At 69.2% G+C, this 26,165-nt stretch carries 24 protein-coding genes; 11 read left to right on the forward strand and 13 right to left on the reverse strand.

Annotation, left to right across the window (positions count from 1 at the left end; translation table 11 throughout):
* Positions 1-76: 76 nt before the first annotated feature.
* On the reverse strand, positions 77-676 hold the full coding sequence (locus tag MKL09_RS10795) for a cysteine hydrolase family protein (RefSeq protein WP_244020071.1): 600 nt from the start codon (positions 674-676) through the stop codon (positions 77-79).
* A 297-nt stretch (positions 677-973) separates the two neighbouring features.
* Here MKL09_RS10795 and MKL09_RS10800 point away from each other — a divergent pair, with 297 nt between their 5' ends.
* Positions 974-1,366, forward strand: a complete 393-nt coding sequence (locus MKL09_RS10800; RefSeq protein ID WP_244020072.1) for a DUF2267 domain-containing protein — start codon at positions 974-976, stop codon at positions 1,364-1,366.
* A 223-nt stretch (positions 1,367-1,589) separates the two neighbouring features.
* On the forward strand, positions 1,590-1,808 hold the full coding sequence (locus tag MKL09_RS10805) for a hypothetical protein (protein ID WP_244020073.1): 219 nt from the start codon (positions 1,590-1,592) through the stop codon (positions 1,806-1,808).
* A gap of 6 nt (positions 1,809-1,814) precedes the next feature.
* Here MKL09_RS10805 and MKL09_RS10810 read toward each other — a convergent pair whose 3' ends face one another.
* Both MKL09_RS10810 and MKL09_RS10815 read right to left on the reverse strand, forming a co-directional pair.
* Positions 1,815-2,699, reverse strand: a complete 885-nt coding sequence (locus tag MKL09_RS10810; RefSeq protein WP_244020074.1) for a hypothetical protein — start codon at positions 2,697-2,699, stop codon at positions 1,815-1,817.
* Between the two features lie 84 nt (positions 2,700-2,783).
* Positions 2,784-4,859, reverse strand: a complete 2,076-nt coding sequence (locus tag MKL09_RS10815) for a M3 family metallopeptidase (protein WP_244020076.1) — start codon at positions 4,857-4,859, stop codon at positions 2,784-2,786.
* A gap of 183 nt (positions 4,860-5,042) precedes the next feature.
* Between MKL09_RS10815 and MKL09_RS10820 the strand changes: the two genes are divergently transcribed.
* From MKL09_RS10820 to MKL09_RS10830, 3 genes are all read left to right on the forward strand, one after another.
* On the forward strand, positions 5,043-5,942 hold the full coding sequence (locus tag MKL09_RS10820; RefSeq protein WP_244020078.1) for an extensin family protein: 900 nt from the start codon (positions 5,043-5,045) through the stop codon (positions 5,940-5,942).
* Positions 5,943-6,024: 82 nt separating this feature from the next.
* Positions 6,025-7,128 (forward strand): L,D-transpeptidase, encoded by a 1,104-nt coding sequence (locus MKL09_RS10825; RefSeq protein WP_244020079.1) that lies wholly within the window; start codon positions 6,025-6,027, stop codon positions 7,126-7,128.
* A gap of 247 nt (positions 7,129-7,375) precedes the next feature.
* The gene (locus tag MKL09_RS10830) at positions 7,376-7,765 is read left to right on the forward strand and encodes a response regulator (protein WP_244020080.1); all 390 of its coding nucleotides are present in this window, start codon (positions 7,376-7,378) and stop codon (positions 7,763-7,765) included.
* 7 nt (positions 7,766-7,772) lie between these two features.
* On the opposite strand, the gene MKL09_RS10835 is transcribed toward MKL09_RS10830, so the two are convergent.
* Both MKL09_RS10835 and rsmI read right to left on the reverse strand, forming a co-directional pair.
* On the reverse strand, positions 7,773-8,162 hold the full coding sequence (locus tag MKL09_RS10835; protein ID WP_244020081.1) for a YraN family protein: 390 nt from the start codon (positions 8,160-8,162) through the stop codon (positions 7,773-7,775).
* Complete coding sequence (rsmI, locus tag MKL09_RS10840; RefSeq protein WP_244020082.1) at positions 8,159-9,145, reverse strand: 16S rRNA (cytidine(1402)-2'-O)-methyltransferase; 987 nt, start codon at positions 9,143-9,145, stop codon at positions 8,159-8,161. Before rsmI ends, MKL09_RS10835 begins: the two co-directional genes overlap by 4 nt.
* Positions 9,146-9,281: 136 nt before the next feature.
* Here rsmI and MKL09_RS10845 point away from each other — a divergent pair, with 136 nt between their 5' ends.
* A complete protein-coding gene (locus tag MKL09_RS10845) occupies positions 9,282-10,568 on the forward strand; it encodes a penicillin-binding protein activator (protein WP_244020084.1) in 1,287 nt (428 codons plus the stop codon).
* Here MKL09_RS10845 and hemW read toward each other — a convergent pair whose 3' ends face one another.
* The 3 genes from hemW to rph are packed head-to-tail and all read right to left on the reverse strand — an operon-like array spanning position 10,569 to position 13,140.
* The gene (hemW, locus tag MKL09_RS10850) at positions 10,569-11,744 is read right to left on the reverse strand and encodes a radical SAM family heme chaperone HemW (protein ID WP_244020086.1); all 1,176 of its coding nucleotides are present in this window, start codon (positions 11,742-11,744) and stop codon (positions 10,569-10,571) included.
* Positions 11,745-11,782: 38 nt separating this feature from the next.
* Positions 11,783-12,430 carry an RdgB/HAM1 family non-canonical purine NTP pyrophosphatase gene (gene rdgB, locus MKL09_RS10855; protein WP_244020089.1) on the reverse strand — a complete coding sequence of 216 codons (648 nt, stop codon included), beginning with the start codon at positions 12,428-12,430 and terminating at the stop codon, positions 11,783-11,785.
* Positions 12,427-13,140, reverse strand: coding sequence for a ribonuclease PH (rph, locus tag MKL09_RS10860; RefSeq protein WP_244020091.1), 714 nt, complete (start codon positions 13,138-13,140; stop codon positions 12,427-12,429). The genes rdgB and rph overlap by 4 nt, the downstream gene beginning before the upstream one ends.
* 166 nt (positions 13,141-13,306) lie before the next feature.
* Here rph and hrcA point away from each other — a divergent pair, with 166 nt between their 5' ends.
* Positions 13,307-14,362, forward strand: a complete 1,056-nt coding sequence (gene hrcA, locus MKL09_RS10865; RefSeq protein WP_244020149.1) for a heat-inducible transcriptional repressor HrcA — start codon at positions 13,307-13,309, stop codon at positions 14,360-14,362.
* A gap of 10 nt (positions 14,363-14,372) precedes the next feature.
* On the opposite strand, the gene MKL09_RS10870 is transcribed toward hrcA, so the two are convergent.
* The 3 genes from MKL09_RS10870 to MKL09_RS10880 form a co-directional block, all read right to left on the reverse strand.
* On the reverse strand, positions 14,373-16,370 hold the full coding sequence (locus tag MKL09_RS10870) for a methyl-accepting chemotaxis protein (protein WP_244020093.1): 1,998 nt from the start codon (positions 16,368-16,370) through the stop codon (positions 14,373-14,375).
* Between the two features lie 374 nt (positions 16,371-16,744).
* Complete coding sequence (locus MKL09_RS10875) at positions 16,745-18,670, reverse strand: methyl-accepting chemotaxis protein (RefSeq protein ID WP_244020095.1); 1,926 nt, start codon at positions 18,668-18,670, stop codon at positions 16,745-16,747.
* A gap of 388 nt (positions 18,671-19,058) precedes the next feature.
* Entirely contained in the window at positions 19,059-19,874 is an 816-nt protein-coding gene (locus tag MKL09_RS10880) for a DUF1236 domain-containing protein (protein WP_244020097.1), read from the reverse strand.
* A 241-nt stretch (positions 19,875-20,115) separates the two neighbouring features.
* Here MKL09_RS10880 and MKL09_RS10885 point away from each other — a divergent pair, with 241 nt between their 5' ends.
* The 3 genes from MKL09_RS10885 (at position 20,116) to MKL09_RS10895 (ending at position 23,079) form a co-directional block, all read left to right on the forward strand.
* Complete coding sequence (locus MKL09_RS10885; RefSeq protein WP_244020099.1) at positions 20,116-21,480, forward strand: MFS family transporter; 1,365 nt, start codon at positions 20,116-20,118, stop codon at positions 21,478-21,480.
* A 92-nt stretch (positions 21,481-21,572) separates the two neighbouring features.
* The gene (locus tag MKL09_RS10890) at positions 21,573-22,742 is read left to right on the forward strand and encodes an alpha/beta hydrolase (RefSeq protein ID WP_244020101.1); all 1,170 of its coding nucleotides are present in this window, start codon (positions 21,573-21,575) and stop codon (positions 22,740-22,742) included.
* A 55-nt stretch (positions 22,743-22,797) separates the two neighbouring features.
* Positions 22,798-23,079, forward strand: a complete 282-nt coding sequence (locus MKL09_RS10895; protein WP_058193308.1) for a DUF2312 domain-containing protein — start codon at positions 22,798-22,800, stop codon at positions 23,077-23,079.
* A gap of 39 nt (positions 23,080-23,118) precedes the next feature.
* Here MKL09_RS10895 and MKL09_RS10900 read toward each other — a convergent pair whose 3' ends face one another.
* Positions 23,119-24,108: a phosphoribosylaminoimidazolesuccinocarboxamide synthase gene (locus tag MKL09_RS10900; protein ID WP_244020103.1), complete on the reverse strand. Its 990-nt coding sequence runs from the start codon at positions 24,106-24,108 to the stop codon at positions 23,119-23,121.
* 439 nt (positions 24,109-24,547) lie between these two features.
* On the opposite strand from MKL09_RS10900, the gene MKL09_RS10905 reads away from it, so the two are divergent.
* A complete protein-coding gene (locus tag MKL09_RS10905) occupies positions 24,548-25,300 on the forward strand; it encodes a Crp/Fnr family transcriptional regulator (protein ID WP_244020104.1) in 753 nt (250 codons plus the stop codon).
* An 18-nt stretch (positions 25,301-25,318) separates the two neighbouring features.
* On the opposite strand, the gene MKL09_RS10910 is transcribed toward MKL09_RS10905, so the two are convergent.
* Positions 25,319-25,936, reverse strand: coding sequence for a PAS domain-containing protein (locus tag MKL09_RS10910; protein WP_244020105.1), 618 nt, complete (start codon positions 25,934-25,936; stop codon positions 25,319-25,321).
* Positions 25,937-26,165: the final 229 nt, after the last annotated feature.

Below are 26,165 nucleotides of genomic sequence, written 5' to 3' on the forward strand. Positions count from 1 at the left end.
ATGTTCCGCTGCCGGCAGCCACATGGTGCAATGCACGCATGTCCGACGTGGCGGGCCGGCCGTCGGGGGCGCAGTTCTAGGCGCGGACCGCGTCGACATCGCCGGCGATCACGGCGAACAGGTCACCGAGCGCCGCGAGGCTGGCCGCCTGGAGATGCGCCGCCGGCACCACCGTGCCGTCGGGACCCGGGAGATCGCGCGTGGCGGTGGCGGAGGCGATCACGGTGGGCTGGAAGCCGAGGTTGAAGGCCGAGCGGGCCGTCGAGTTGACGCACATATGGGTCATGAAGCCGGCCAGGATCAGGTCGGTCACCCCGGCGCGCTTAAGCCGCTCTTCCAGATCCGTGCCCACGAAGGCGCTGGGGAAGGCCTTGGTGATCACCGCCTCGCCGTCCTGCGGCGCGACCTCCTCGGAGATCTGCCCGCTCGCCGCCGTGATATCGAAGGGCGAGCCCGGCCCGGCATTGTGCCGGATATGGATCACCGGCGTCTCCGCCTCTCGCGCCCGCCGCAGCAGGATTTTCGCCTGCGCCACCGCCGGCTCGACGCCGGACAGGCGCAGAACCCCGTCACGATAGGTGTTCTGGATATCGATGAGGATCAGCGCGGCCTTCTTCAGGCTCGCGGGCTCCGGGCTCAAGCCGGACAGGCCGCGGAGAGTCTTGAGATCGCTCACCCGTGTCTCCCAATGCGCGTGCGGTCGATCCGCCGGAGGCCCCGCGATAGTCGCAAGAATCGCCACGGCGGTACGGCCCGGACGGGACCTTAGTCCCGTCCTGCTTCGCCGCCTACGAGGCCATGGCGCGCAGCGAGTCGCAAGGCCCGACCCGAGGATTACAGGTCCGGCGCCGATAACACCGCCCGCGGCGCGGTTTCCCCACGAAGTCGGGACCCGCGCTTGATTTCCGGCGCCTCAGAGTCGAAGGACGTCTGGAAACGTTCCGAAGAGATCAGCGTCAAAGAGATCAGAACCATGGAAGAATTGCTCGCCCGCGTCACCGCCCGCACCGGGCTCGACGCCGCGACCGCACAGACGGCGATCGGCCACATCCTGGCCTTCCTGCAGAAGGAGGGGCCTGCGGCCGAGGTCGGCCAGCTCCTGGCCGCTTTGCCCGGCTCCGAGACGCTGGTGGCCGACGCGAATGCCGGCGAGAGCGGCGGCGGCGGCCTCATGGGCATGCTGGGCGGCATGATGGGCGGCGGCGGCGTCATGGCGCTCGGCCAGAAGCTGATGGCGGCCGGCGTGCCCATGGGTCAGATGCAGCCCCTTGGACAGGAGCTGTTCGCCTTCGGCCGCGAGAAGGTCGGCGAGGACGCGATGGGCCCGATCATCGGGTCGATCCCGGGGCTCAACCAGTTCGTCTGACGAGACCCCGGTCCCGAAAGCTGCAAGTCACCTTTCGGGACGGGGTTCGGGCCGGCGCGATGTGTGCCGCCGCACTGTTTTCGGGCCGTTCCTGAACGATCGTAAAAAAGTGGTTTCGCCGCGAAAGCTTAGCGGAACCCGTCCACGCGATCCCCGTTATTCGGGATGCGAGCCGGATCACCGCCATCGGCGGATGACCGGGGCGCACTCAAGCAGGCCGGCCATGCCCGTCTTCGAAGCCACGAACCTGGACAGCGCGTTCGAGGGCCAGGCGCTCCTCGCCGCGATCCTGCACCCGACCCGCGCGGCACAGACCCGCGCCCTGCGTCATGGCCGCCAACGCGCCGAACGCGCCGCGGCGCTGGCCGACCCGCTGACCCTCGAGCCGCGCTTTCCGACCCAGAGCGACGAACTCGCCTCGGCCGCGTTCCACGGGCGCTGAGTCGCTTTACCAGGGCTGCGGCGTGATCAGGCCCTGCCGGGTCACCACCACCCATTCCCGGCCGCGGCGTTCGACGCTGTCGACCCGTCCGACGCCCGGCAGCGTGTCGCCCGGCCCGACCTCGACGATGCGACGGCGGCGGTTCTCCAGGATCGCAGCGCCGTCATAAACGTCGCGGACCGCCCAGCCCTCGATCACCGGCGGCTTCTCGGGTGCGGCGGGCTTCGGCTTCGCATCTGCGGCTTTCGCTTCCCCAGCCTTCGCATCGGGGATCTTCGCGTCCGTGACCTTCGCGTCGAGGGTCCGTGTCTCCGCCAGGCTCCCGGTCTGCGTCGGCTCGGCCTTGGCTACCGGCGCGGCGGCTGTACGGCGTTCAAGCTGCGCGGCGAGATTGGCGATCCGTCCGCTCTGCTCGCGCTCGACCTGTTCGAAACGCTCGCCCAAGGCGGCCGTCTTGGCGTTCAAGCTCTTGTCGAGCTGCGTGAGGCGTTCGCCCAGCGCACTGCTTCGGGTCCCGGCTTCCTTGCGGGCGGTGTCGGTGGCGGCGCGCAGGTCGGCGAGCACCTGATGGAGCTGGGCGATGTCGGCGCCGAGCCGGGCGGTCTCGGTCCGTCCGGCATCCACGGTGGCGCTCAGCGCCACGACGGCATCGCTCGGCACGCCGCCGGACCCGGAACGGGCGGCGACGCCGGCCCCGAGCACGAGCCCGACCGCGAGGGCGGCACCCGGAATCGCGTAGCGCCGCAGGTCGATCCCGGCCAACGCCGGGATGGCGAAGCGCGGCGCCGCCGGCGCAGGGACGGGCTCCGGCTTCGATTCCGCCTTGCCCGCCACGACGGCCTTGAGCAGTTCGTCGGGAGAGAGGGCCGGCTTGGCTTCCATCGTCGTCATCGCCCCCAACTCCACCTGCAAGGTATCTCTGCAAGCGTTCGTTAAGGACGTTTGTTTACGAAACCCTTACCGGCCACCCTCGGGTCAGGCCGCGAGCCCCCGCTTCTTCAGCAGCGGCGCGATGCTCGGCATGCGGCCGCGGAAGGCCGTGTAGGCGTCCCGCGGGTCGCGTAAATTGCCGGCGCCGTACACGAAGGTGCGCAGGCGCTTGGCCGTCTCAGGGTCGAAGATGTCGCCGGCCTCCCGGAAGGCGTCGAAGGCGTCGGCGTCCAGCACCTCGGACCAGAGATAGCTGTAGTAGCCGGCCGCGTAGCCGTCCCCCGAGAAGATGTGGGCGAAGTGCGGCGTCCGGTGGCGCATGCTGATCTCGGCCGGCATGCCGATCCGCTGCAGGGCATCGGCCTCGAAGGCCGGCACGTCGAGGCCGGATTCACCGCCCGCCGAGAGGTGCAGGGTCATGTCGACGATCGCCGAGGCGGTGTATTCCACCGTGGCGAAGCCCTGGTTAAAGGTCCGCGCCGCGAGCAGCTTGCGCAGCAGCGCATCGGGCATCGGCTCGCCAGTGCGGTGGTGGCGGGCATGAGCCTGCAGAACCTCCGGCTGCTCCAGCCAATGCTCGTAGAGCTGCGACGGCAACTCGACGAAGTCGCGCGACACCGAGGTCCCGGAGAGTAGCGGGTAGGTCACGTCCGACAGGAGCCCGTGCAGGGCGTGGCCGAACTCGTGGAACAGGGTGCGGGCGTCGTCGAAGGACAGGAGCGCGCTCTCGCCGGCGGGGGCCTTGGCGAAGTTCATCACGTTGACGATGACCGGCGTGACCGTGCCGTTCAGGCGCTCCTGCGAGCGGAACGCGCTCATCCAGGCGCCGGAGCGCTTCGAGGACCGGGCGAAGTAATCGCCCAGGAACAGGCCGACCTCAGACCCGTCCGGGTTGCCGACCCGCCAGACGCGCACGTCCGGATGGTAGCGCGGCACGTCGGACAGTTCCTCGAAGGTCAGGCCGAACAGGCGCGAAGCCGTGTCGAACGCTGCCTGGATCATCCGGTCGAGGGGCAGGTACGCCTTGACCTCGCTCTCGTCGAGGTCGTGCTCGGCCCGCCGCAGCTTCTCGGTGTAGTGGCGCCAATCATGCGCCTGGAGCGCGAAATTGTGGCCATCCTGCTGGACCAGCGCCTGGAGCCGCTCGCGCTCCTCGCCCGCCCGCGCCCGGGCCGGTGTCCAGACGTCGCGCAGCAGCTCCATGGCGGCGTCGGGGCTCGCCGCCATCGTGTCGTCGAGCTTGAAATGCGCGAAGCTGTCAAAGCCAAGGAGCCGCGCGTGCTCGGCGCGCAGCCCGACCATCTCCACAATGATCGCCCGGTTGTCGGTGGCGCCACCGTTCTCGCCGCGCCGGGTCCAGGCCGCGTAGGCCTTCTCGCGCAAGTCGCGCCGGGTCGAGAACACCAGGAATGGCTCGATCAGCGAGCGCGACAGGGTGATGACATGGCCTTCCAGCCCGCGCTCACGAGCGGCGCTCTCGGCGGCGGCGCGCAGGAACGGCGGCAGACCGGCGAGATCGTCCTCGCCGGTCAGCGGCAGGGTGAAGCTGCTCTCGTCGGCCAGCAGGTTCTGGCTGAACTGGGTGCCGAGCTCCGACATCCGGGCGGCGATCTCGGCGATACGCCCCTTGTCGTCCGGGCCGAGATCGGCGCCGGCCCGGCGGAAACGGATGCGGTAACGGTCGAGCACCCGGCGCTCCTCGGATCCGAGGCCCTCCGCCTCGGCATCGACCGCCGAGATGCGCGCCCAGAGCTGCGGGTTCAGGTAGATGGCGCTGCCGTGCCGGGAGAGCTTCGGGCCGATCGCCCGCTCGATCGCCTGCAGCTCCGGGTTCGTATGGCTGCCGGTCAGGTTGTAAAAGACGCCGGCCACCCGTTCGAGCGCCTGGCCGGCCCGCTCCATCGCGGCGACGGTGTTGGCGAAGGTCGCGGGCGACGTGTCGGACGCGATCCCCTGGATCTCGCCATTGTGGGCCGAAAGCGCCGCGTCGAAGGCCGGCAGGTAATGCTCCGGCTGGATGCGCTCGAACGGCGGCAGGCCGTAGGGCGTGCTCCACTGCGCGTCGCGGAAGGGGTTGTCCTGCGGCAGGCTCGGTAGCCCGGCATCGGCGACATCCGGCATTCGGTCCTCGATCGTGTGTCGGTCCGACGGGTGAGTTGGCCCGTCATCCGGGCCGCTGGAAGGGATCCGCGGCCGCTTGATGGAAGACAGAGGCCCGTTCGGCAGCCCCGTCAACCGGGCCGGTGCGATCCGAATGCGGTTCCGTTCGTTTCCACACGGCCCGCGTCCGCGCTTCGAGGTTCCATGCCGCTCCGCCGACCGACGATTTTTTTGGCCCCACGCGCCCTCGCCCTCGGACTCTGGGCGCTGGCATCCGCCCCCGGCTCGGCTGCCGAGGTTCCTCCGGCTGTCCCCGTGCCGCCGCCGCTTCCGCCGGAGCGGCCGAGCGAGCTGAAGCCGGCCCAGCCGGCGGAGCAGAAGCCCGCACCGCCCTCCGAATCCGCGATGCCGACACCGCCGGTCCGGCCCGCGGAGCTGACGCCGCCGGCTAAGGACAACGCCGCGGAAGCGCAAAAACCCGAGATCCCGACGCCGCCCCCGACGCCGCCTGAGCGACCGCCGGAACTGTCCGGTGAGGCGGCGGTGGCCCTCAAGGTCGCCCCCCCGGACGATACCGCCTGTCGGACCCGTCTGAAGCGCCTCGGCGTCGAGTTCGAGCCGCTGCCGGCCATCGCCGAAGGCCAATGCACGGCGCCACTGCCGCTGAAGATCACTAAGCTTGCCGACGGAATCGCCCTCCCCGGAGGCGCGACCCTCACGTGTCAGGTCGCGGAATCCTTCGCGCGCTGGGCCACCGAGGTTCAGGTCGCCGCCGACCGGACGCTCAAGCATCCGCTCACCGGGCTTGAACTTGGCGGAACCTATGTCTGCCGGGGCCAGAACCACGATGTCGATGCCAAGCTCAGCGACCACGCCTTCGCGGCCGCTATCGACGTGATGGGTTTTTCGTTCGCCGGTCGCGCCAGCATCCCGGTCAAGGCGATGCCGTCTGGGTCCGAGGACGCGGAATTCTTGGCGTCGGTCCGCGGCAAGGCCTGCGGGTTCTTCCGCACGGTGCTCGGCCCCGGCACCAACGCGGCCCATGCCAACCATTTTCACTTGGACGACCGGGAGCGCAACGCCGGCCACCGCCTCTGTGAGTAGCGTTGCCGTGGCGGCGGAACGTTCAAGCCGGCTCGATACTTGTGCGACCGGAGCACGCCTGCTCCTGGAGCGTTCGACGGCGATGATGCAGGGATCCACGCGGCCGGTTTGCGCGGCTCTGCTGGCGTTAGGACTCGCGACGTCAGGCGCGCTGGCGGAGTCCGACAAGGCGCCGGCTCTGACGGCCGAGGCTATCAACGCCGCAACCTTCAAGGCGCCGGAGGCCGACAAGCCGGACCAGAAGAAGGCCGAGACCAAGAAGTCCGGCAAGAAGGCCGGGAGCGCCAAGAAATCCGACGACAAGTCCGACGCGCTCATCGTGAAGGCGCAGGTGCTGCTCGACCGGGCGCGGTTCTTCCCCGGCGCTATCGACGGCCTGAGGGGCGAGAACTACCAGCGCGCGCTCTCGGCCTTCGCGGTGGCCCAGGGTCTGCCCGCCACCCAGGACCTGACCCCCGAACTTTGGGACAAGCTCCAGGCCACGAGCGATAAGCCGGCGGTCTCCGACTACGCGCTCACCGAGGCCGATGCCTCCGGCCCCTATGTCGAAAAAATTCCGCCCAAGATGGAGGCTCAGGCCGACCTCAAGGCTCTGGGCTACACCAACCCGCGGGAGATGCTGGCCGAGCGCTTCCACATGAGCCGCGACCTCGTCAGCGCGCTCAATCCGGGCAAGCCCCTCGACAAGGCCGGCACATCGATCACCGTGGCGGCCGTCGATCCGATGGGCACGGACAAGCCCAAGGGCAAGGACCTGCCTCAGGAACCCAAGGTCGAGCGGATCGAGGTGGACAAGACCAGCCGCGACGTCCGGGCCTTCGGATCCGACGGCAAGCTGCTCGGCTATTACCCGGCCTCGATCGGCAGCACCGAGAAGCCGGCGCCGAGTGGCGAGACCAAGGTGAAGGGCGTCGCCTTCGATCCGGACTACACCTACAACCCGAAATACGCGTTCAAGGGCGTAAAGACCAAGCAGAAGTTCTCGATCAAGCCGGGGCCGAACAACCCGGTCGGGCTGGTCTGGATCGATCTGGCGATCCCGAGCTACGGCATCCATGGGACGCCCGAGCCGGAAAAAGTCGGCAAGACCGAGTCCCATGGCTGCATCCGGCTCACCAACTGGAACGCTCGCGACCTCGCGGCGCACGTGACCCGCGGGGCGAAAGTGTCGTTCAAGGACGACTGAGGCGAGGTCGCGCGCCATCCCCGTCCGAAAGCCGACAAAAATGTATCGCCGGTTAACATCGGCGCGGTGTTGGCTTCGGGAACGGCGAGGGAACGCTTGACACGTCCGGTATTCCAGGCGACGCCACGGGTGGTCTCGCGGACCGCCTGGCGACGCCGCCTCGGCGCTTCCCAGCGCCGCGCGAGGCGAACCATGTGCACGGCAAGGTCCCCGGCGACGGGGGCGATCGAAGGGAAGACGGCCCGGCGTGACTGCTGACCCCAACGATGACATCCTGAACGGCGTCCGCGTGCTCGTCGTCGAAGATGAAGCGGCGATCTCGATGCTGCTCGAGGACATGCTGCTCGATTTCGGCTGTGCCGTTGTCGGCCCGGCAGCACGTCTGTCGACCGCCCTCGAAATGGCCTCGCAGGAGACGTTCGAGATCGCGATCCTCGACGTGAACGTCGCCGGGGAACCGATCTACCCGGTGGCCGAGGCGATCGTGCAGCGCGACCTGCCGCTCGTCTTCTCGACGGGATACGGCGGCGCCGGCATCCGCGAGCCGTTCCGCGACCGGCCGGTGGTCCAGAAGCCGTTCAGCCAGGCCGACCTCAAGCGCACGCTGATCGGCGCGATCCGCGCCGCCCGGGGCTGACCCGCTCCTATAATCCTTCGATGGTGAAGACGTCCGGCAGATGCGCCGGCCATTCGCCGGGGCCGATGAACACGGCGTCGGCTCGCAGGGTCATGCCTGCGCACCAGGGATTGCGGCCGACCCAGGCCCTCACGGCACGGGAGAAGCGCCGCCGCTTGGCCGCGTCGATCGCCACGCGGGCCTCGTCCAGCCTGGATCGCGCCTTCACTTCGACGAACACGATAGTGCGGGGCCGGCGGACGATCAGGTCGATCTCGCCGCCGGCGAAGCTCACACGGCGCCCGATCGGCCAGTAGCCCTTCAAGAGAAGGGCCGCCATCGCCAGCCGCTCGGCCCGATGGCCGCGCAGATGGGCGGCGCGGCGGCGCAAGGCTTGGTCCGGCACGGTTCCGTTCAACCCTGGTTGTCCCGGGCCAGCACCAGGGCCCGGGCATAGATGGCGCGGCGCGGCTGCCCGGTCTCGTCCGCGACAAGGCTCGCCGCATCCTTGATCGAGTGCCGCTCCAGCGCGGTGCGGATCAGCGTGTCGAGGGCCGCATCCCCCTCGACCGGACGGTCGGGGCTCGTGGCGGCGCCGATGATGACGACGATCTCGCCTTTGGGGGCGCCCTCCTGGCCGAACCGCTCGCTTAAGGAGCCCAGCGTGTCCCGGCGGATCGTCTCGTAGAACTTGGTCAGTTCCCGGGTCACGGCGGCCGGACGGTCGGCGCCCAGCACCGCGGCGGCGTCGGCCAGCATTTCCGGGAGGCGATGGGGCGACTCGAACAGCACCAACGTGCCCGGCACCTGGATCAGCGCCTCGAGCCGGTTGCGCCTTGCCCCGGCCTTCTGGGGCAGGAACCCCTCGAAGAAGAACCGGTCGGTCGGCAGGCCGGCGGCGACGAGCGCGGTCATCACCGCGGATGGCCCCGGGACCGGCGTGATCGCGATCCCGGCCTCGATCGCAGCCTGGACCAGCTTGTAGCCGGGGTCCGAAACCAGCGGCGTGCCGGCATCGGAGACCAGGGCCAAGGCCTCGCCGGCCTGGAGCCGCGCTACCATCCGGTCGCGCACGGCCTCGTTCGAGTGCTCGTGATAAGCGAGCAGGGGCGTGGTGATGCCGTAATGCGCCAGCAGCGTCCGGGTCACGCGGGTATCCTCGGCCAGCACGGCATCGGCCGCCGCCAGCGTCGCGAGCGCCCGGATGGTGATGTCGCGCAGGTTGCCGATCGGCGTCGCCACGATGTGCAGCCCCGGCGCTAGCGGCTCCGTCTCGCTGGCGAGCCCGAACGCCGTGAAGGTGGTGTTCCGCGGGCGGTCCGCGCCAGTCTTTTGGGCGGGTGAGGTGGACGTGAGCTTGCTTGAGATCGGGGACCCCGGGGCATCGAATCGGCGTGTCATCGCGGGCGATCTTGCCACACTCCTCGCCTCGCGTCGCGGCCGCTCGTCGAGACCCGGGGGCAAGTCGGCACCGGCGCGTTTACATTTGAAAACTACCCGGTCAGGTTGTCCGGACCTGCCCGAAGGAGACCGCGCCATGGCGCGTCCGAAGTGTCGGCGGAACCGTCTCATGCGTGTCGCCGCCCTGACCGCCGCCCTCAGCGCCCTCGCGCTTGGCGGCTGTGTCGGCGGATTCGGGGATGGACGCGCCGCCCGGCGCGCGTCCCCGCCCCGAGCCGAGCTGTCGCCACCGGCCGAAGTGCCGCTGGGCGGCGCACCCGCCCCATCTGCCGCAACGCCCGGCACGCCTCTGACCCCGGCCGCTTCGGGCGGCAACCGCATCGGCTCCGGCGCCGTGAAAGTCGCGCTGGTCCTGCCACTCACCGGCACCGGCGTGGCGGTCGGCAGCGCGATGCGCAACGCGGCGCAGCTCGCCTACGACGAGGCGCAGCAGCCGGACCTGACGGTCCTGGTCGAGGACGACCGTGGCAGCCCGGACGGGGCCCGGGACGCGACCCAGGACGCCCTCAAGCAAGGCGCCGACATCGTGCTCGGCCCCGTCTTCGCCGCCAACGTCCAGGCCGCCGCCGTGCCGGCCAAGGCCGCGGGCAAGCCTGTGATCGGCTTCTCGACGGACGCCTCGGTGGCGGCCCGGGGCGTCTATCTCCTGAGCTTCCTGCCGCAGCCGGAGGTCGACCGGATCGTCGACGAATCCGTCGCGGACGGAAAGCGCTCCTTCGCGGCTCTGATCCCGGAGACCGCCTACGGCAACGCCGTCGAGGCCGAGTTCCGCGAGGCGGTGGCCCGCAAGGGCGCCCGGGTGGCGGCGGTGGAGCGCTATGCGCCTGGGGCACCGGGACCGGCGGTCGAGCGGCTGGCCCGGGTCATCACCGGGGCCGGCGCCACGGCCGACGCGCTGTTCATCCCGGAGACCGCCGAGGCCATGCCCGCGGTCGCCGCGGCCCTGACCAAGGCCGGCTACAACCCCGCCCGGATCCGGCCGATCGGCACTGCCCTGTGGAGCGAGCCGGCCCTGTTCGCGCTGCCGGCGCTCCAGGGTGGACGGTTCGCCTCGCCCGACCGGAACGGCTTCTCCAGTTTCAGCGGCCGGTATCAGGCCCGGTTCGGCGCGGCGCCGCCGCGGGTCGCCTCGCTGGCCTACGACGCGGTGATGCTGTCGGCGGCGCTGACGCGGCAATACGGCTCGCAGCGCTTCGCCGAGACAACGCTCACCAACGCGTCGGGCTTCGCCGGCACCGACGGCACGTTTCGATTTCGGCCGGAGGGCCTGAGCGAGCGGGCGCTCGCCGTCTACGAGATCCGCAACAACGCCGCGACCGTGGTCAGCCCGGCGCCGCGCGTCCTCTCGAAGCCTGGCACCTGATCAGGCGGCCAGCTCGGCGATCAGGGCGTTGAGCACCGGCGCCCCGCGCGGCGTCGCGGCGATCCGCCCGCCGGGCAAGCGGTGCAGCAAGCCGTCGCCGACCAGCATGCCGATGCGGTTGCCGTTGAGCGGCCGGCCCTTCAGGGCGGCGTAGCGCCCGGGATCGATCCCCTCGGCGAGCCGCAGGCCCATCACCAGGAATTCGTCGGCCTGATCGGCGCCCGAGATCACCTCAGTCTCGGCAATGCCGTGGCCGTCACGCTCGACCCGGGCGAGCCACGCCTCCGGGGCGCGCTCGGTGACGGTACCGAGCCGTCCATCCGGTGCGACCAGCCGGCCATGCGCTCCGGGGCCGATGCCGGCATATTCACCGTAGCGCCAATAGAGCAGGTTGTGCCGGGATTCGGCGCCGGGCCGCGCGTGGTTGGAGATCTCGTAGGACGGCAGGCCCGCCCGTCCGCAGACCTCCTGGGTCACGTCGTAGAAGACACGGCCGGTCTCGTCGTCCGGCGTCACCAGCTTGCCGGCGGCAGCCAGCCCGTGAAACGGCGTCCCGGGCTCGATGGTGAGCTGGTAAAGCGACAGATGCTCGGCAGCCCACGCCAGCGCCTGGGTCAATTCGGCGCGCCAGAGGTCCGGCGTCTGGTCGGGACGGGCGTAGATCAGGTCGAACGAGGTTCGGTCGAACACACCTTGCGCGATGCCGATCGCGGCAAGCGCCTCCTCGGCATTGTGCAGCCGGCCGAGCTTTTTCAACGAGGCGTCGTCGAAAGCCTGCACGCCCAGCGAAACGCGATTGACCCCGGCGGCCCGGTAGCCGCGGAAGCGGCCGGCTTCGACGCTCGACGGGTTGGCCTCCAGGGTGATCTCGACGTCGGGCGCGATCGCCCAATGGCCGGCAACCGCGTCGAGCAGGCCCGCCACCGTTGCGGGATCCATCAGCGAGGGCGTGCCGCCGCCGAGAAAGATGCTGGTGACGGTGCGGCCCGGCGTGCGGGCGGCGTTGTGGGCGATCTCGGCCCGGAAGGCGTCGAGGTAGCGCGGCTGGTCCACGCCCCCATGCCGGACGTGGCTGTTGAAGTCGCAATACGGGCACTTCGCGGCGCAGAAGGGCCAGTGCAGGTAGATCCCGAAGCCCGCGTCGCGGGTCGGATGGTCCGGGCCGGTCGAAGTCATGATCTTCGGGATGTGAGCGTGCCGGCCCGGTTTGGCAATCAGGATTCCGGCGCCAGGCAGGCGCGGCTCAGGAGCACGAAGGCCCGGGCCCGGTGCGACAGCCCCTCCCCTTTCTGCCAATCGACCCCGTGCTTCTCCTCGGCGCTCATCTCGCCGAAGGTCCGGGCATGGCCGTCCGGCTGGAAGATCGGGTCGTAGCCGAAGCCGGCATCGCCGCGCGGCGGAACGAGGGTGCCGAACACGCGGCCCTCGAACAGCTCGGTGTGGCCGTCCGGCCAGGCGAGTACGAGGGCGGAGACGAAATGCGCCGTCCGGTCGCTCGCCCGACGCTGCTCCAGCTCCGAAAAGATCCGCGCCATCGCGCCGGAAAAGTCCTTGGCCGGCCCGGCCCAACGGGCGGAGAAGATCCCCGGGGCGCCGTCGAGGGCATCGACGCAGAGGCCGGAATCATCCGCGAAGGCTGGAAGCCCGGTCGCCTTCGCGGCGGCATGCGCCTTGATGGCGGCGTTCTCGGAGAACATCGTGCCGGTCTCGTCGGGCTCGGGCAGCCCGAGCTCGCCGGCCGAGACCGCCTCGATCCCGAACGGCGCCAAAAGCTCGCGCATTTCCGCGAGCTTGCCCGCGTTGTGGGTTGCGATGACCACCTTGCCGCTGAGCTTGCGGTGGCCGCTCGGCTCTACGCTCACGCGATCGCCTCCTTCTGGAGCGCCACCAGCCGGTCGGTGCCGGCCCGGGCGAGACGCAGCAATTCCAGCAGCTGCGCTTCGGTAAAGGGCTCCGTCTCGGCGGTACCCTGCACCTCGACGATGCCGCCCTTGCCGGTCAGCACGAAGTTGGCGTCGGTCTCGGCCGCCGAATCCTCGGCGTAATCGAGGTCGAGCACCAGATTGCCCTTGTACAGGCCGCAGGAGACCGCCGCGACGTGATCGCGCAGCGGGTCTACCGAGATGATCGAGCGGGTGCGCATCCAGGCGAAGCAATCGTGGAGGGCGACCCAGGCGCCCGTGATCGCGGCGGTGCGGGTGCCGCCGTCGGCCTGGATCACGTCGCAATCGACCGTCACCTGCCGCTCGCCGATGGCGGGGAGATTCGTCACCGCCCGGAGCGAGCGACCGATCAGGCGCTGGATCTCCTGGGTCCGGCCGGAGGGCTTGCCGGAATTGATCTCACGCCGGGTCCGGTCGTGCGTCGCCCGCGGCAGCATGGCATACTCCGCTGTGACCCAGCCTTTGCCGGAGCCGCGCAGCCAGGGCGGCCCGCGCTCCTCGAGGGAGGCGGTGCAGAGCACGCGGGTGTTGCCGAAGCTGACCAGGCACGAGCCCTCGGCATAGCGCGAGACCGCGCGCTCCAGGGTCACGGGCCGCAGCTCGTCGGCGGCGCGCTTCGAAGGCCTCATGGCGGGCCCTTTCTGGTGAGAGAGTGAGGGCCGGGCTCTTAGGCCGCTGGGCCGGCGCGGGCAAGCATCGCCGGACGGATTGATCCCCGGACACCGGGCGGACATGATCGGACGACAGGATGACCGCGTGACCGACCCGAACACCCACTTCCCGCAAGACCCCTCGATGCAGGCTCTCGCCGCCCTCAACGAGCGCGCCCGCGAGATCTTCCGGCAGATCGTGGAGAGTTATCTCACCACCGGCGAGCCGGTGGGATCGCGCAATCTGGCGCGCATCCTGCCGATGGCGCTGTCGCCGGCCTCGATCCGCAACGTGATGGCGGATCTGGAGCATTCCGGCCTGATCTTCGCACCCCACACCTCGGCCGGCCGCCTGCCGACCGAACTCGGCCTGCGTTTCTTCGTCGACGCCATGCTCGAACTCGGCGATGTCGGCCAGGAGGAACAGGCCCGGATCGAGGCGGAGATGCGCGCCGCCGCCTCCGGGCACACCTTCGATTCGGCCCTGGCCGCGGCCTCGACCATGCTGTCGGGCATCTCCCGAGGAGCCGGCGTGGTGCTGACCACGAAGGCGAACGTGCACCTGAAACATATCGAGTTCGTTCGGCTCGATCCGGCCCGCGCCCTGGTGGTGCTGGTCTCGGATGACGGCTCGGTGGAGAACCGTCTGGTCGACCTGCCGCCGGGCCTGCCCGCCGGTGCGCTGCAGGAGGCGACGAACTTCCTCAACGCCCGGCTGCAGGGCCGCACCCTCGGGACCCTGCGGGCCGAGATCGAGGCCGGACGCACCGCGATGAAGCGGGAACTCGACGCGCTGACCGAGCGCCTGGTCGATGCCGGCCTGGCGACCCCGGTCGGCCCGAGCGAGGCCCGTCAGCTGATCGTGCGCGGGCAGGCGAACCTGCTCGAAGACCTGCGCGCCGTCGAGGATCTCGAACGCATCCGCCTGCTGTTCAACGACCTGGAGACCCAGAAGGACGTGATCGATCTTCTGGCCCGCGCCGAGGGCGGCGAGGGCGTGCGGATCTTCATCGGCTCGGAGAACAAGCTGTTCTCACTCTCGGGCTCCTCGCTGATCGCCGCGCCGTTCCGGGACGGATCGCAGAAGATCGTCGGCGTGGTCGGGGTGATCGGCCCGACGCGGCTGAACTACGCCCGCATCGTGCCGATGGTCGACTACACCGCCCGCGTGGTCTCGAAGCTGCTCGACGGCGGGCGCTGACGATCCCGGCTCAGGCGGCCCGGACGGTGTGCAGGAACCCGGCGACTTCCTGGGTGAGCTGCGCCGATTGCCGCGACAGTTCGGAGGCCGCGGCCAGGACCTGATGGGCCGCCGCTCCGGTCTGCTCGGCCGCGCCGGCGACCCCGGTGATGTTGGTGGTGACCTCGTCCGTCCCGCCGGCCGCCTGGCCGACATTGCGCACGATTTCCTGGGTCGCCGCGCCCTGCTGTTCCACCGCCGCCGCCACCGCGCCGGTCACGTGGTTGATGTCGCGGATCCGCGTCACGATCCCGCCGATCGCCTGGGCGGCCTGGTCGGTCGAGCCCTGGATCCGGCCGATCAGACCGGTAATCTCTTCCGTGGCTTTGGCGGTCTGTGCGGCGAGTTCCTTCACCTCGGAAGCGACGACGGCGAAGCCGCGCCCCGCCTCGCCCGCGCGGGCCGCCTCGATCGTCGCGTTCAAGGCGAGAAGGTTGGTCTGGGACGCGATGCTGGAGATCAGCCCTACCGTGTCGCCGATCCTGGACACGGCCTGGGCCAGCTCCTGCACCAGTTGGCCGGTCTGGTCCGCCTCGCCGACGGCCGCCTGGGCAAGGCTCGCCGAGCCCTCGACCTGCCCGGCGATCTCCCGCACGCTGCTGCCGAGTTGCTGAGCGGCTGCGGCCACGGTCCGGACGTTGGTGGAGGCCTCTTCGGCCGCTGCCGCAACGCTGGTCGATTGCGCCGCCGCCTGGGTCGCACTCGCCGTCAGCGTCTGCGCCGTGGCCTCGAGTTCGGTCGCCGACGACGACACCATGCCGACGATGCTGCCCACCGCCCGCTCGAAGCCGTCGGCCAGGGCGATCATCGTGCGCTTGCGCTCGGCCGCGGCGGCCGCGTCGGCCAGGCGCCGCGCCTCGGCCTCGTCGCGGGCCTTCCGGGCGACCAGGGCCTTGATGCTCTCCACCGCCCGGCCGACCATGCCGATCTCGTCGCTGCGCCGGGCCTCGGCGATCTCGGCATCGATCGCGCCCCGGCTCATGCGCTGCAGCGCCCCGACCAGGCGGTTCAACGGACGTGACACCGTAATCGTCATCAGCCGGCCGACCACGATGCCGAGCACCAGCAATGCGATCAGCGTGGCCACCGCCAGCATGAGGGCCAGACTCTCGACCGGCGCGTAGGCTGCGGCGCTGTCGACCGAGAGCGCGATGTACCAGTCAAGCGAGGCCGGCAGGTTGGGGATCCGTGCGAAGACTGTCAGCGTCGCGCGGTCGCCCTCCCGGGTCTCGGCGACGTGCTCGCCGATCTTCGGCAGCGGCCCGGCCAGCAGGTCCGCCAGCGGCTTGCCGATCAGCTCCGTGCGCGGATGGATCAGCACCTTGCCGGAACCGGACACCAAGTAGGCATAGCCGTTCCCGCCGGTGGCCACGCTGCTGATCATTTGGGCGAGCACGCCGGAATCGAAATCGCTCCCGACCGCGCCGAGGAACGTCCCGGTCTCGTCCACCACCGGAGCCGCGGAGGTGATCGTGAGCTTCCGGGTGCTTGCCGCAACATACGGCTCGGTCAAGAACGCGCCCTTCGCGGCCTCCGCGCCCTTGTACCAGGGGCGCTGACGCGGATCGTATCCGGGCGCGATCTCGCCCTTCGGCATCTTGGTGTAGAACCCGTCCGTGCGGCCGAAGGAACTCAGAAGGAAGGCGTCGCGCGCGATGGGGGCGCCGAGAACGCGATCCGCCTCCGGGCCGGCCCCCACGGCGACGATCTCCTGCGCGATCAGCTGCGTCAGATCGAGCTTGCCGCGCAGCCAGTTGCCGACACTCTGCGCCGCCGAGGCGCTCAGGTTCGTCATAGTGAGCGCCACGTTGCCTCGCAGGGCGGCGGCTTGGGCGTGATAGATATACGCGGAGCAGGCGACGAAGACGGCGCAGACGATCCCGAGGATCAGGAGCGTCGCGCGACCGGCGACGCCGAGGCGCGGATGCTGCACGGCCGCCGGCTCGGACGCCTCGCCAAAGTCTGACACGCAGCTCTCCTCGAATCAGGAAAAGACGACTCTTACCGCCGCAACGGTCGCGCTTTCCCGATCCGACGTCCAGCAACGATGGCGTCGATGCACGCCTTGTCCAATATCAGCACCCGCAGGCTTCGGACATTATGCGCATTGATCTATCTACTCTTCGATCTCGACATAGAATATCGAACCATTTCTTATCGCGACGAGGACAAATAAACATGACTCACCACAGGATTTACATTTTGACCGCAGCGAACGAGGAATTTTGACTTCGGTCGTTCGCCATGGCCACGCAAAGAATTCGGCAGCCTTCCTTCGTCGGATAGCCGCCGACACTCAAACAATGATGCCTGGACCGTAGACCGAACCGGGATCGACACCGTTCAGGCGGCCCGGACCGTGTTCAGAAACCGGGCGACCTCCGTGTTGAGCTGCGCCGATTGCTGCGACAGCGTGGAGGCCGCGTCCAGGACCTGATGGGCCGCGTGGCCGGTTTGCTCGGCGGATTCGGCGACGCCGGTGATGTTAGCGGTCACCTGATCGGTCCCGGTCGCCGCCTGACTGACGTTGCGGACGATCTCCTGGGTCGCCGCACCCTGCTCCTCCACCGCCGCCGCAACCGCACCGGTCACATCGTTGATGTCGCGGATGCGGGTCACGATCCCGCCGATCGCCTGCGCGGCGTGGTCGGTCGAGCCCTGGATCCGGCCGATCAGGCCGGTGATCTCTTCCGTTGCCCTGGCGGTCTGCGCGGCGAGTTCCTTCACTTCGGAGGCAACGACGGCAAAGCCGCGGCCCGCCTCACCCGCCCGGGCCGCCTCGATCGTCGCGTTCAGGGCCAAAAGGTTGGTCTGCGCCGCGATGCTGGAGATCAACCCGACCGCGTCGCCGATCTTGGACACCGCCTGGGCGAGTTCCTGCACGAGCCGGCCGGTCTGGTCCGCCTCGCCAACCGCGGCTCGGGCGAGGCTCGCGGAGCCTCCGACCTGCCCGGCGATCTCCTGCACGCTGCTGCCCAGCTGTTCCGCGGCCGCCGCGACGGTGCGGACATTGGAGGCGGCCTCCTCGGCCGCCGCCGCGACGCTGGTGGATTGCGCCGCGGCCTGGGTCGCGGTCGCCGTCAGTGTCTGGGCGGTCCCTTGGAGTTGTGTCGCCGAGGACGCGACCATGCCGACGATCGCGCCCACGGCCCGCTCGAACCCATCCGCCAGCGCAATCATGGCGTGCTTGCGCTCGGCTGCAGCGGCCTCGTCGGCCTGGCGCTTCGCCTCGGCCTGCTCCGCTGCCTTCCGCGCGACCAGCGCCTTGATGCCCTCCACGGCGCGGCCGACCATGCCGATCTCGTCGTTGCGCCACGCCTCCGCGATCTCGGCATCGATCGCGCCCTGGCTCATGCGCTGCAGGGCGCCGACCAGCCGGTTCAGCGGACGCGACACGGTGATGGTCATCAGCCGGCCGATCACGATCGCGAGGACAAGCAGCACGAGAAGCGTGGCCACCGCCAAGTCCCGCGCCAGAGCGGCGGTCGGGGCCAGCGCCGTGGCGCTGTCGACCGAGAGCGCCACGTACCAGTCGAGCGAGGCCGGCAGGTTCGGGACGCGGGCGAACACCGTGAAGGTCGCCCGGTCGCCCTCGCGGGTCTCGGCCAGGGTGCCGCCGATCTTCGGGAGCGGCCCGGACAACAGGTCCGACAGCGGCTTGCCGATCAGCTCCGCCCGCGGGTGGACCAGCACGGTTCCGGTGCCCGAGACCAGGTAGGCGTAGCTTTTGTCACCGGTTGCGACCTCCGCGATCATCCGAGTCAGGGCGGCGCTGTCAAAATCGCCGCCGATCACACCGAGGATCGCCCGGTTCTCGCCGAAGATCGGACCCGTCGCGGTGATGGTGACGATATCCGTTCCGGCCGAGGTGTAGGGCTCGGTCAAAACCGCCTGTCCCGCCGCAAGCGCATCCTTGTACCAGGGACGCTCACGCGGATCGTAACCGGCGGGCAGCTCCGTCTTGGGCATCTCCGTGTAGAAGCCGTCCGGACGGCCGAGATAGGCGCTGAAGAAGACCTCGCGCGCCAGCGGCAGACCGAGCACGTCGTCCGCCTTCGGCCCTGCTCCGACGGCTGCGATCTGCTGGGCCATGAGCTGCGTCAGTTCGAGCTTGCCGCGCAACCAGTTGCCGACACTCCGCGCCGATGCGGCACTCAGGCTCGACATGGTGGCGTGGAGATTGTCCCGCAGTGCAGAGGATTGTGTGGCGTAGAGGTAGGCGGAACTCCCCCCGAAGCCGGCGCACACGACAACAAGGATCATGAGCATGGCGCGACCGGAAACACCGAGTCGCGGACGCGACACACGCACCAGTTCAGCCGCTTTGAAATCTGGTCCCGACATACGCTGCCTCTGAACAACTCACGATTGATCGACTGTTCAGCGCATTGTGCGTCAAGTAGAATGCAATGGTTCCCACCGCTGCTCACTGACCCGCACATCGCCTGCACTTGATGATCGATCGACCGTCAGTTGTCGCAGAAAAAACTTCACAATGCATCCGCTGTCTGACAAATCCTTCCACGCTTCGACGCGCGCGCTCGTCTTGCCGCGATCCACCTGGCGACGGAAGGATCATGGGATTGTCTTGACCGTCGCGGTGGACTCCCTAACCGCCGCGCCGCCTGTCGTGGCGGCGCGGCTTTCCGCTTGAGGATCAGGCCGGGATTACGTCCACGATCTCGTAGGTGTCGGGATCGATGATCACGATGTCGTCGCGCACCAGGATGAAATCGTAGCCCTCGTATTCCGGCACGATCTCGACGATCGCGGGCGGCAGCCGGTGCAGGCTGACGGAGCGCGGAATCGCGGAGCCGACTGCGAGCCCGAACGCGACGTCGCGGAGCGGCGAGACGCCGAGCCGGGTGATCGAGCCGCGGAACTCGGTGCGCTGGCGGGTGTCGAGCCGGTTGACCGCGCCGCGGGCCGACCCGCCGCCCCGGTCGCCCCGGGCACCGTCGCGACCACCCCGATCGCCGCGATCACCCGGCGCGCCGCGATCGCCGCGCTGGCCGGGGCCGGACTCGTCACGTCCGCCGCGGTCGCCGCGCTGGCCCGGACCGGTCTCGTCGCGTCCACCGCGCTGCTCGGCCGGGCCGCCGTCGCGGCCGCCCCGCTCAGCTGCGCCGGGATTGCCACTCGGCCCGTTCCTGTCGGCAGCACCGTTGCGCTCGCCGGGAGTACCGCCGGCCGGTCCGGGCCGGCCGGGACCCTCGGCACCGCGCGAGGCCGGACCGCCGGGCTCGGCGCCGCCACCACGCATCCCGCCGCCCTCGGCACCGCCGCGCATTCCGCCGCCGCCTGCCCCGCCCGGTCCCGCTCCGCCGCCCGCCGCCGGGCCGGCACCGCCGCCCGCGCCACCGCCGCCGGCGGCCGGACCACCGCCGCCACCCGGGCCGCCCTGCGCAAAGGCCGTTGCCGCGCCGACGATGAGAATGGCGGCCGCCACCGTGTCCCTGAAGATCCGCGTCATGGCATTTCGTCCCGTTGTGGTTGAGGCGCCCTCGGCACCCGTGCCGGGCCGCAACGGGGTCCCGCGCGAAACCGTTCCGTCCCGCCCTGCCGATAGAGGCCGGTGAGAAGTGACACAGGCAGCCGCTGTCCCGGTCAAAGTCCGATCACGGACTTGCGATCACGATCGTCGCCTGTAACGTCGCGCTTATCGAAGAATAGGCCGGCTGTTACCGGCCGATGAGCCGTGAGACGGAGACGCCATGTCCGCCTTGAGGGACGATACGATCGGTATCGCGCCGAGCGCCGCCGACGACGCGGCGGACCGCCGCCGTCGCATCTGGGCGATCGTCGGCTCGTCCTCGGGCAACCTGGTCGAGTGGTACGATTTCTACTGCTACGCGTTTTTTGCGCTCTACTTCGCGCCCGCCTTCTTCCCGAAGGGCGATTCCACCAGCCAGCTCCTCCAGACCGCCGGCATCTTCGCGGTGGGCTTCTTCATGCGCCCCGTGGGCGGCTGGTTGTTCGGGCGTATCGCCGACCGGGTCGGGCGCCGGACCTCGATGGTCGTGTCGGTGCTGATGATGTGCTTCGGCTCGCTCCTGATCGGCATCCTGCCAACCTACGAGCATGTCGGCACGCTGGCGCCCGTGCTGTTGCTGCTCGCGCGCATGCTCCAGGGCCTGTCGGTGGGCGGCGAGTACGGCACCTCGGCCACCTACATGAGCGAGGTGGCGATCAAGGGGAAGCGGGGATTCTTCGCCTCGTTCCAGTACGTCACGCTGATCGGCGGCCAGCTGCTCGCCTCGCTCGTCCTGGTGCTGCTCCAGACCGTGATGACCGCCCCTGAGCTGTCGGCCTGGGGCTGGCGCATCCCGTTCTTCATAGGCGCCGGACTGGCGGTGGTCGCGCTCTACCTGCGACGCTCGCTCGCCGAGACCAAGGAAGCCGGCGACAAGGAGACTGCCGGCACCTTCGCCGAGCTGTTCAAGCACTGGCGGGCGTTCTGCGTCGTCCTTGCTTACACGGCCGGCGGATCCTTGAGCTTCTACACGTTCACGACCTACATGCAGAAGTATCTGGTCAACACCGCTGGCATGCCGAAGACGTCGGCGTCGCAGGTGATGACCGTGGTGCTGTTCGTCTACATGGCGATCCAGCCGCTGTTCGGTGCGCTGTCCGACAAGATCGGGCGCAAGGCTAACATGCTGCTCTATAGCGGCCTCGGCACGCTGATGGTGGTACCGCTGATGACCGCTCTGGGGACCAACAAGGATCCCTACCTGGCCTTCGCGCTGATTACCCTCGGTCTCGCCGTGGTGTCGTTCTACACCGGCATCAGCGGCATCGTGAAAGCCGAGCTGTTCCCCACCAACGTGCGCGCGCTGGGGGTGGGCCTGTCCTACGCTCTGGCCAATGCCATGTTCGGCGGCACCGCCGAGTTCGTCGCCCTGTGGTTCAAGGACAACGGCATGGAGAGCACGTTCTTCTGGTACGTGACCGTGCTGATGGCGGTGGCCTTCGTCGGCTCGCTGATCATGCCGAACCCCAAGGTGCACGGCTACCTCGACGGCGCAGGCACCGTGGAGGAGGCGCTCGGGAAAAAGCGCCGCTTCGCCCATGCCTGAAACCCGCAGACCGGGGGTTCGGGTGGACCGCCTGGCATTGTGTCGCCGATATACTCCCAGTTGGACGCGCCAGACGTCCGCGGGAGGATATCATGCTCAAGACCGCCGCTGCCGGCGCGCTGACGCTGTTCTGCCTCGGGGCGGGCTTCGCCCGAGCCGAAGAGGTCGGGCCGTTCAAGCCGACGCAGCTTGCCGGCTACTTCTTCGTCGGCGGCCACTACGAGACGGCGAACGGCCGGACCACCGCCCTCGGGCAGATGTTCGTGGAATACCGCGCCCCAGCGCGGGTCACACAACCCTATCCGGTCGTGATGGTTCACGGCACGGCGCAGACCGGAACCAATTTCCTGGGCACGCCTGACGGGCGGCCCGGCTGGGCCGACCGCTTCGCCGCCGAGGGGTTTGCGGTCTACGTGGTCGATCAGGTCGGGCGGGGCCGTTCGGGCGGCGACGCGGAGACATACGGACCCTACGCGCGCCTGCCCGCCGAGGATCTGGAGACGGTGTTCACCGGGCAGGAGCGGTCCGAACTCTACCCGCAGGCGAAGCTCCATACCCAGTGGCCCGGCGGGCCGGGCGTCCGCGGCAATGCCGCCTTCGACCAATTCTACCGCTCGCAGGTGCCCTACATCGCGAGCGCCCTGAAGAGCGAGGAGCTGGTCGATCCGGCGCTGATCGCACTTCTCGAAAAGATTGGACCGGCGATCGTGCTGACCCACTCGCAGGCCGGCGTGTTCGGCTGGGCGGTCTCGGACCAGCGGCCGGATCTTGTGAAGGCGCATGTCGCCGTCGAGCCGAACGGGCCGACCTTCTTCGACATCCGCTTCAAGGGCGGCGCCGACTGGTACGAGCGGGTCGGCGACGCCCGGGCTCGTCCCTACGGGATCACCCGGGTGCCGCTGCATTTCGAGCCGCGGGTCAGCAGCCCGACCGACCTGACCGTGGTCCAGGCCGAGCGCGCGGCTGCTCCGGACCGGATCCGCTGCTGGCTACAGGCGGAGCCCGCCCGTGCCCTGCCGAACCTCGCCAAGGTGCCGGCCGTGATCGTGACCGCGGAAGCCTCGTTCCGGGCGACCATGGACGATTGCACGGCGGCCTTCCTCACCCAGGCGGGCGCCAAGCCCGACCGGCTGGCGCTGGCCGAGCACGGCATCCACGGCAACGGCCACATGATGATGCTCGAATCGAACAGCGATCAGGTGGCCGACGCGATCGTCGGGTGGATCGAGACGCGGATCGGCGCCGGCGCATCCCGGCCTTAACCCCCTGCTTACCCTCTGCCACGAAGGTACGGCCCGTCATACGACGAGGCTTTGCATGACCGACATGACCGACACCGTGGGCGTCGCGGGCGACCGCATCCGCTCGATCATCGAGCGCGTGGAACGGCTGGAGGAGGAGATCAAGGATCTGATGGAGGCGAAGAAGGAGGTCTTCGCCGAGGCCAAGGGTGAGGGCCTGGACGTCAAGATCCTCAAGGAGATCCTGAAGATCCGCAAGCAGGACAAGGACGAGCGCGACGAGCACGAGACGCTGCTCGACGTCTACCTGCGGGCCATGGATGCGCCCGCCCCGGCCCCGATCAAGGCGGCCGCCTGACGGGATGGGAGGGGACGGCGCCCGAGCGCCGTCCCGCCCTCAGCGGATCGGCTCGGCCGCCAGGTAGGCGGCGATGTTGCGCCGGACGCGATCGAGCGGCGCCTCGCCCGGATCGGGCAGCGTGAAGTGCGCGCCGGTGATCGTCTCGTAGGCGCGGATGTAGACCGCGGCGGTCTCCAGCACGACGTCCGCCGGAATCTCGGGGATCGCGTCCTTGTAGGGATCGCAGCGGGCCACGACCCAGTTGCGGACGAAATCCTTGTCGAAGCTCTCCGGAGCCGAGCCCGCTTCGAAACGCTCGGGGTAGCTCTGCGCGAACCAGTAGCGGCTGCTGTCCGGGGTGTGGATCTCGTCGGCGAGCACGATACGGCCTTCCGCATCCGTGCCGAACTCGTATTTCGTGTCCGCCAGGATCAGCCCACGCTCGGCCGCCAGGTCCTGGCCGCGGGCGAACAGCGCCAAAGCCGCCTCTGAAACGGTCCGCCACTGTTCCGGACTGAGCAGGTTGCGCTCCAGGATCTCGGTTTCCGTCAGAGGCTCATCGTGGCCGCCGTCGAACGCCTTGGTGGTCGGTGTGATGATCGCCTGCGTCAGGCGCTCGTTCGGCCGCATCCCGTCCGGAAAGCGATGCCCGTACATTTCCCGCTCGCCGGCCCGGTAGCGCGTCAGCACCGAGGTCGAGGTGGTACCCGCGAGGTAGCCGCGCACCACCACCTCCACGGGCAGAATCTCGAGGCGGCGGCCGACCACCACGTTCGGGTCCGGATAGGCCAGGACGTGGTTCGGGCAGAGATCGGCGGTGCGCTCGAACCAGTAGCGCGCGGTCTGCGTGAGCACCTGACCTTTGAACGGGATCGCGGCGAGCGCCCGGTCGAAGGCGCTGATCCGGTCGGAGGTGATCAGGATGCGCCGGCCATCCGGCAGGTCGTAATTGTCCCGGACCTTGCCGCGGTAATGGTTCGGCAATTCGGGCAGGGTCGCCTCACGCAAGACCTGATGGGCGTGCGGGGCGAGATCTGCCGTGTTCATCGGATCGTTCCGTCAGGCTGCACGGCGACCGCGCCGTGCCGCGTGTGTGCGCGGACGGGCCGAAGATTTCCAGCCCCCGCCGGCGCCTTGGCCCTGTGCCGACGGGCCTCTGGCCGGTCCGGCAGGCGGCGCAAACCGCCGGGCCGGATGAAAATCCGCGGCTTTCGTGCGCTCGGGCCGGCTCTCCCCAAAAAATACTTTATCGAGACTTGACGGATGTTGCACCACTATACATTCACTCACATCGACAACATAATCGCAGCGAGCTTTAATTCGATCGCGTCAAATTGTGTGTGAATATATATTTTCGATCGGTATATAAAAGTCATTCCGCCATGGCAGAGGTGAAGTGTGGCTGCTATGAGGTCGCGGGATCGGCGCGGGCCTTGAGCGCCGATGGCAGGATGACCGGGCGTGCCCGCTGGCCGCCGGAGGCGCGATGACGGAATCTCTTTCTCAGACCGACAAGCATCCGTTCATCCGCAAGATCGAAAGCATAGCCCTCTTCACCCTCTCGGATGGCGAACGGGCGGCGCTACTGGCCTTGCCGCTGCAGATCACCCAGTTCGAGGCCTATCAGGACATCGTGCGCGAGGGAGATCGTCCCGCGCGCTGCTTCGCCGTGTTCGACGGGATCGCCTGTACCTACAAATCGACGCTCGGCGGCAGGCGTCAGGTCATGGCGTACCACGTCGCCGGCGACATACCCGACATCCAGAGCCTGCACCTCAAGGTCCTCGACATCAGCATCGGCACCGTCGGCCCCTGCCGGGTCGGCTTCGTCCACCATGATGCGGTGCGGGCGCTCCTGCGGGCCTACCCGCGACTGGGCGATGCCCTCTGGCGCGCGACGCTGATCGACGCCGCCCTGGTTCGCGAGTGGATGCTCAACACCGGCCGGCGGGATGCCTATGCCCGCATGGCCCACCTGTTCTGCGAACTGATCACGCGGCTGGGCGCCGTCGGTCTCGCCCCCGATCGGTCCTGCGACCTGCCAATGACGCAGCCCGAACTGGCGGATGCCCTCGGGATCACGCCGGTCCACGTCAACCGGACGATCCGCGACCTGAAGGAAGCCGGGTTGATCACGCTGCGCAGCCGGCGCCTGATGGTCAACGACTGGGAAGGCCTCAAGGCGGCGGCCGAATTCGACCCGACCTATTTACACCTGACTGACCGGGACCCGGCCTGACGCCCGCCTGGACCGGCCTCAGTTCATCTGCGAGCGGCGCCTGCGCCGTTCCTGCTCGGCGAGCTTGCGTCCGACATCGAGCAGCAGTGCGTCGACCCGCGCCTTGTGGACCGGATCGTCCAGCTCGCAGATCGCCCGATGGGCCGCCATGGCGTGATCAGCCGCGCGCTCCAGCGGCGGCTCGGCCTCTTGAAGCTCAGCCAGCTCGACGGCGCCGGCTGAGGTCTCGCCCATCCGCACGTCGGTGATGTCCACGATGATCCCGCGCCCGCTGATCGGCCGCCCTCGGTAATCGTGCTGGAAGCGGCCCCGGCCCAGAACCCAGCGGGTGACGCCATCGGCCGAGCAGACCCGATATTCGATGACATAGAGCCCGCCGTCGCGGCCGCCCCTGCGGACATGCGCCTGCACCCGGTCCCGATCCTCCGGATGGATGCCGGCGATGAAGGCGTCGAGCGGCAGGCCCGCCTCGGCCTCCTCCGGATCAACGTTGAAGAGCAGCGCCACGAACAGATCGGCCTGGATGCGGTCCGAGGCGGCATCCCACGACCAAGTACCGATCACGTCCAGCGCGTCCAGCGCTCCCTGGAACGCCGCCGCGCAAGTCCGGTATTCGAGAAGCTTGGGTTTTGGCATCGCGGGGGTCTGGTTCCGAACCGGAATCAGAGCCGGTTTAGCGCATGGCTGCACAACTTCAAGAAGTAAAAATACATGTTATCGCAACTTTTGCGTGCCTGTAACTGACCTGAGCGCCGTTCGGGATTGCCGAGGCGGGATCGAGCGCCTGACCGTCGAGGCCGCCGCCGGACGGCAGCCCCTGATAACGCATCGGTCAAACAGGCCGCTACGATCCCGGAAAATGCTG

The organism is Methylobacterium sp. J-048 (genome assembly GCF_022829515.1).
In the GTDB taxonomy this organism is placed as follows: domain Bacteria; phylum Pseudomonadota; class Alphaproteobacteria; order Rhizobiales; family Beijerinckiaceae; genus Methylobacterium.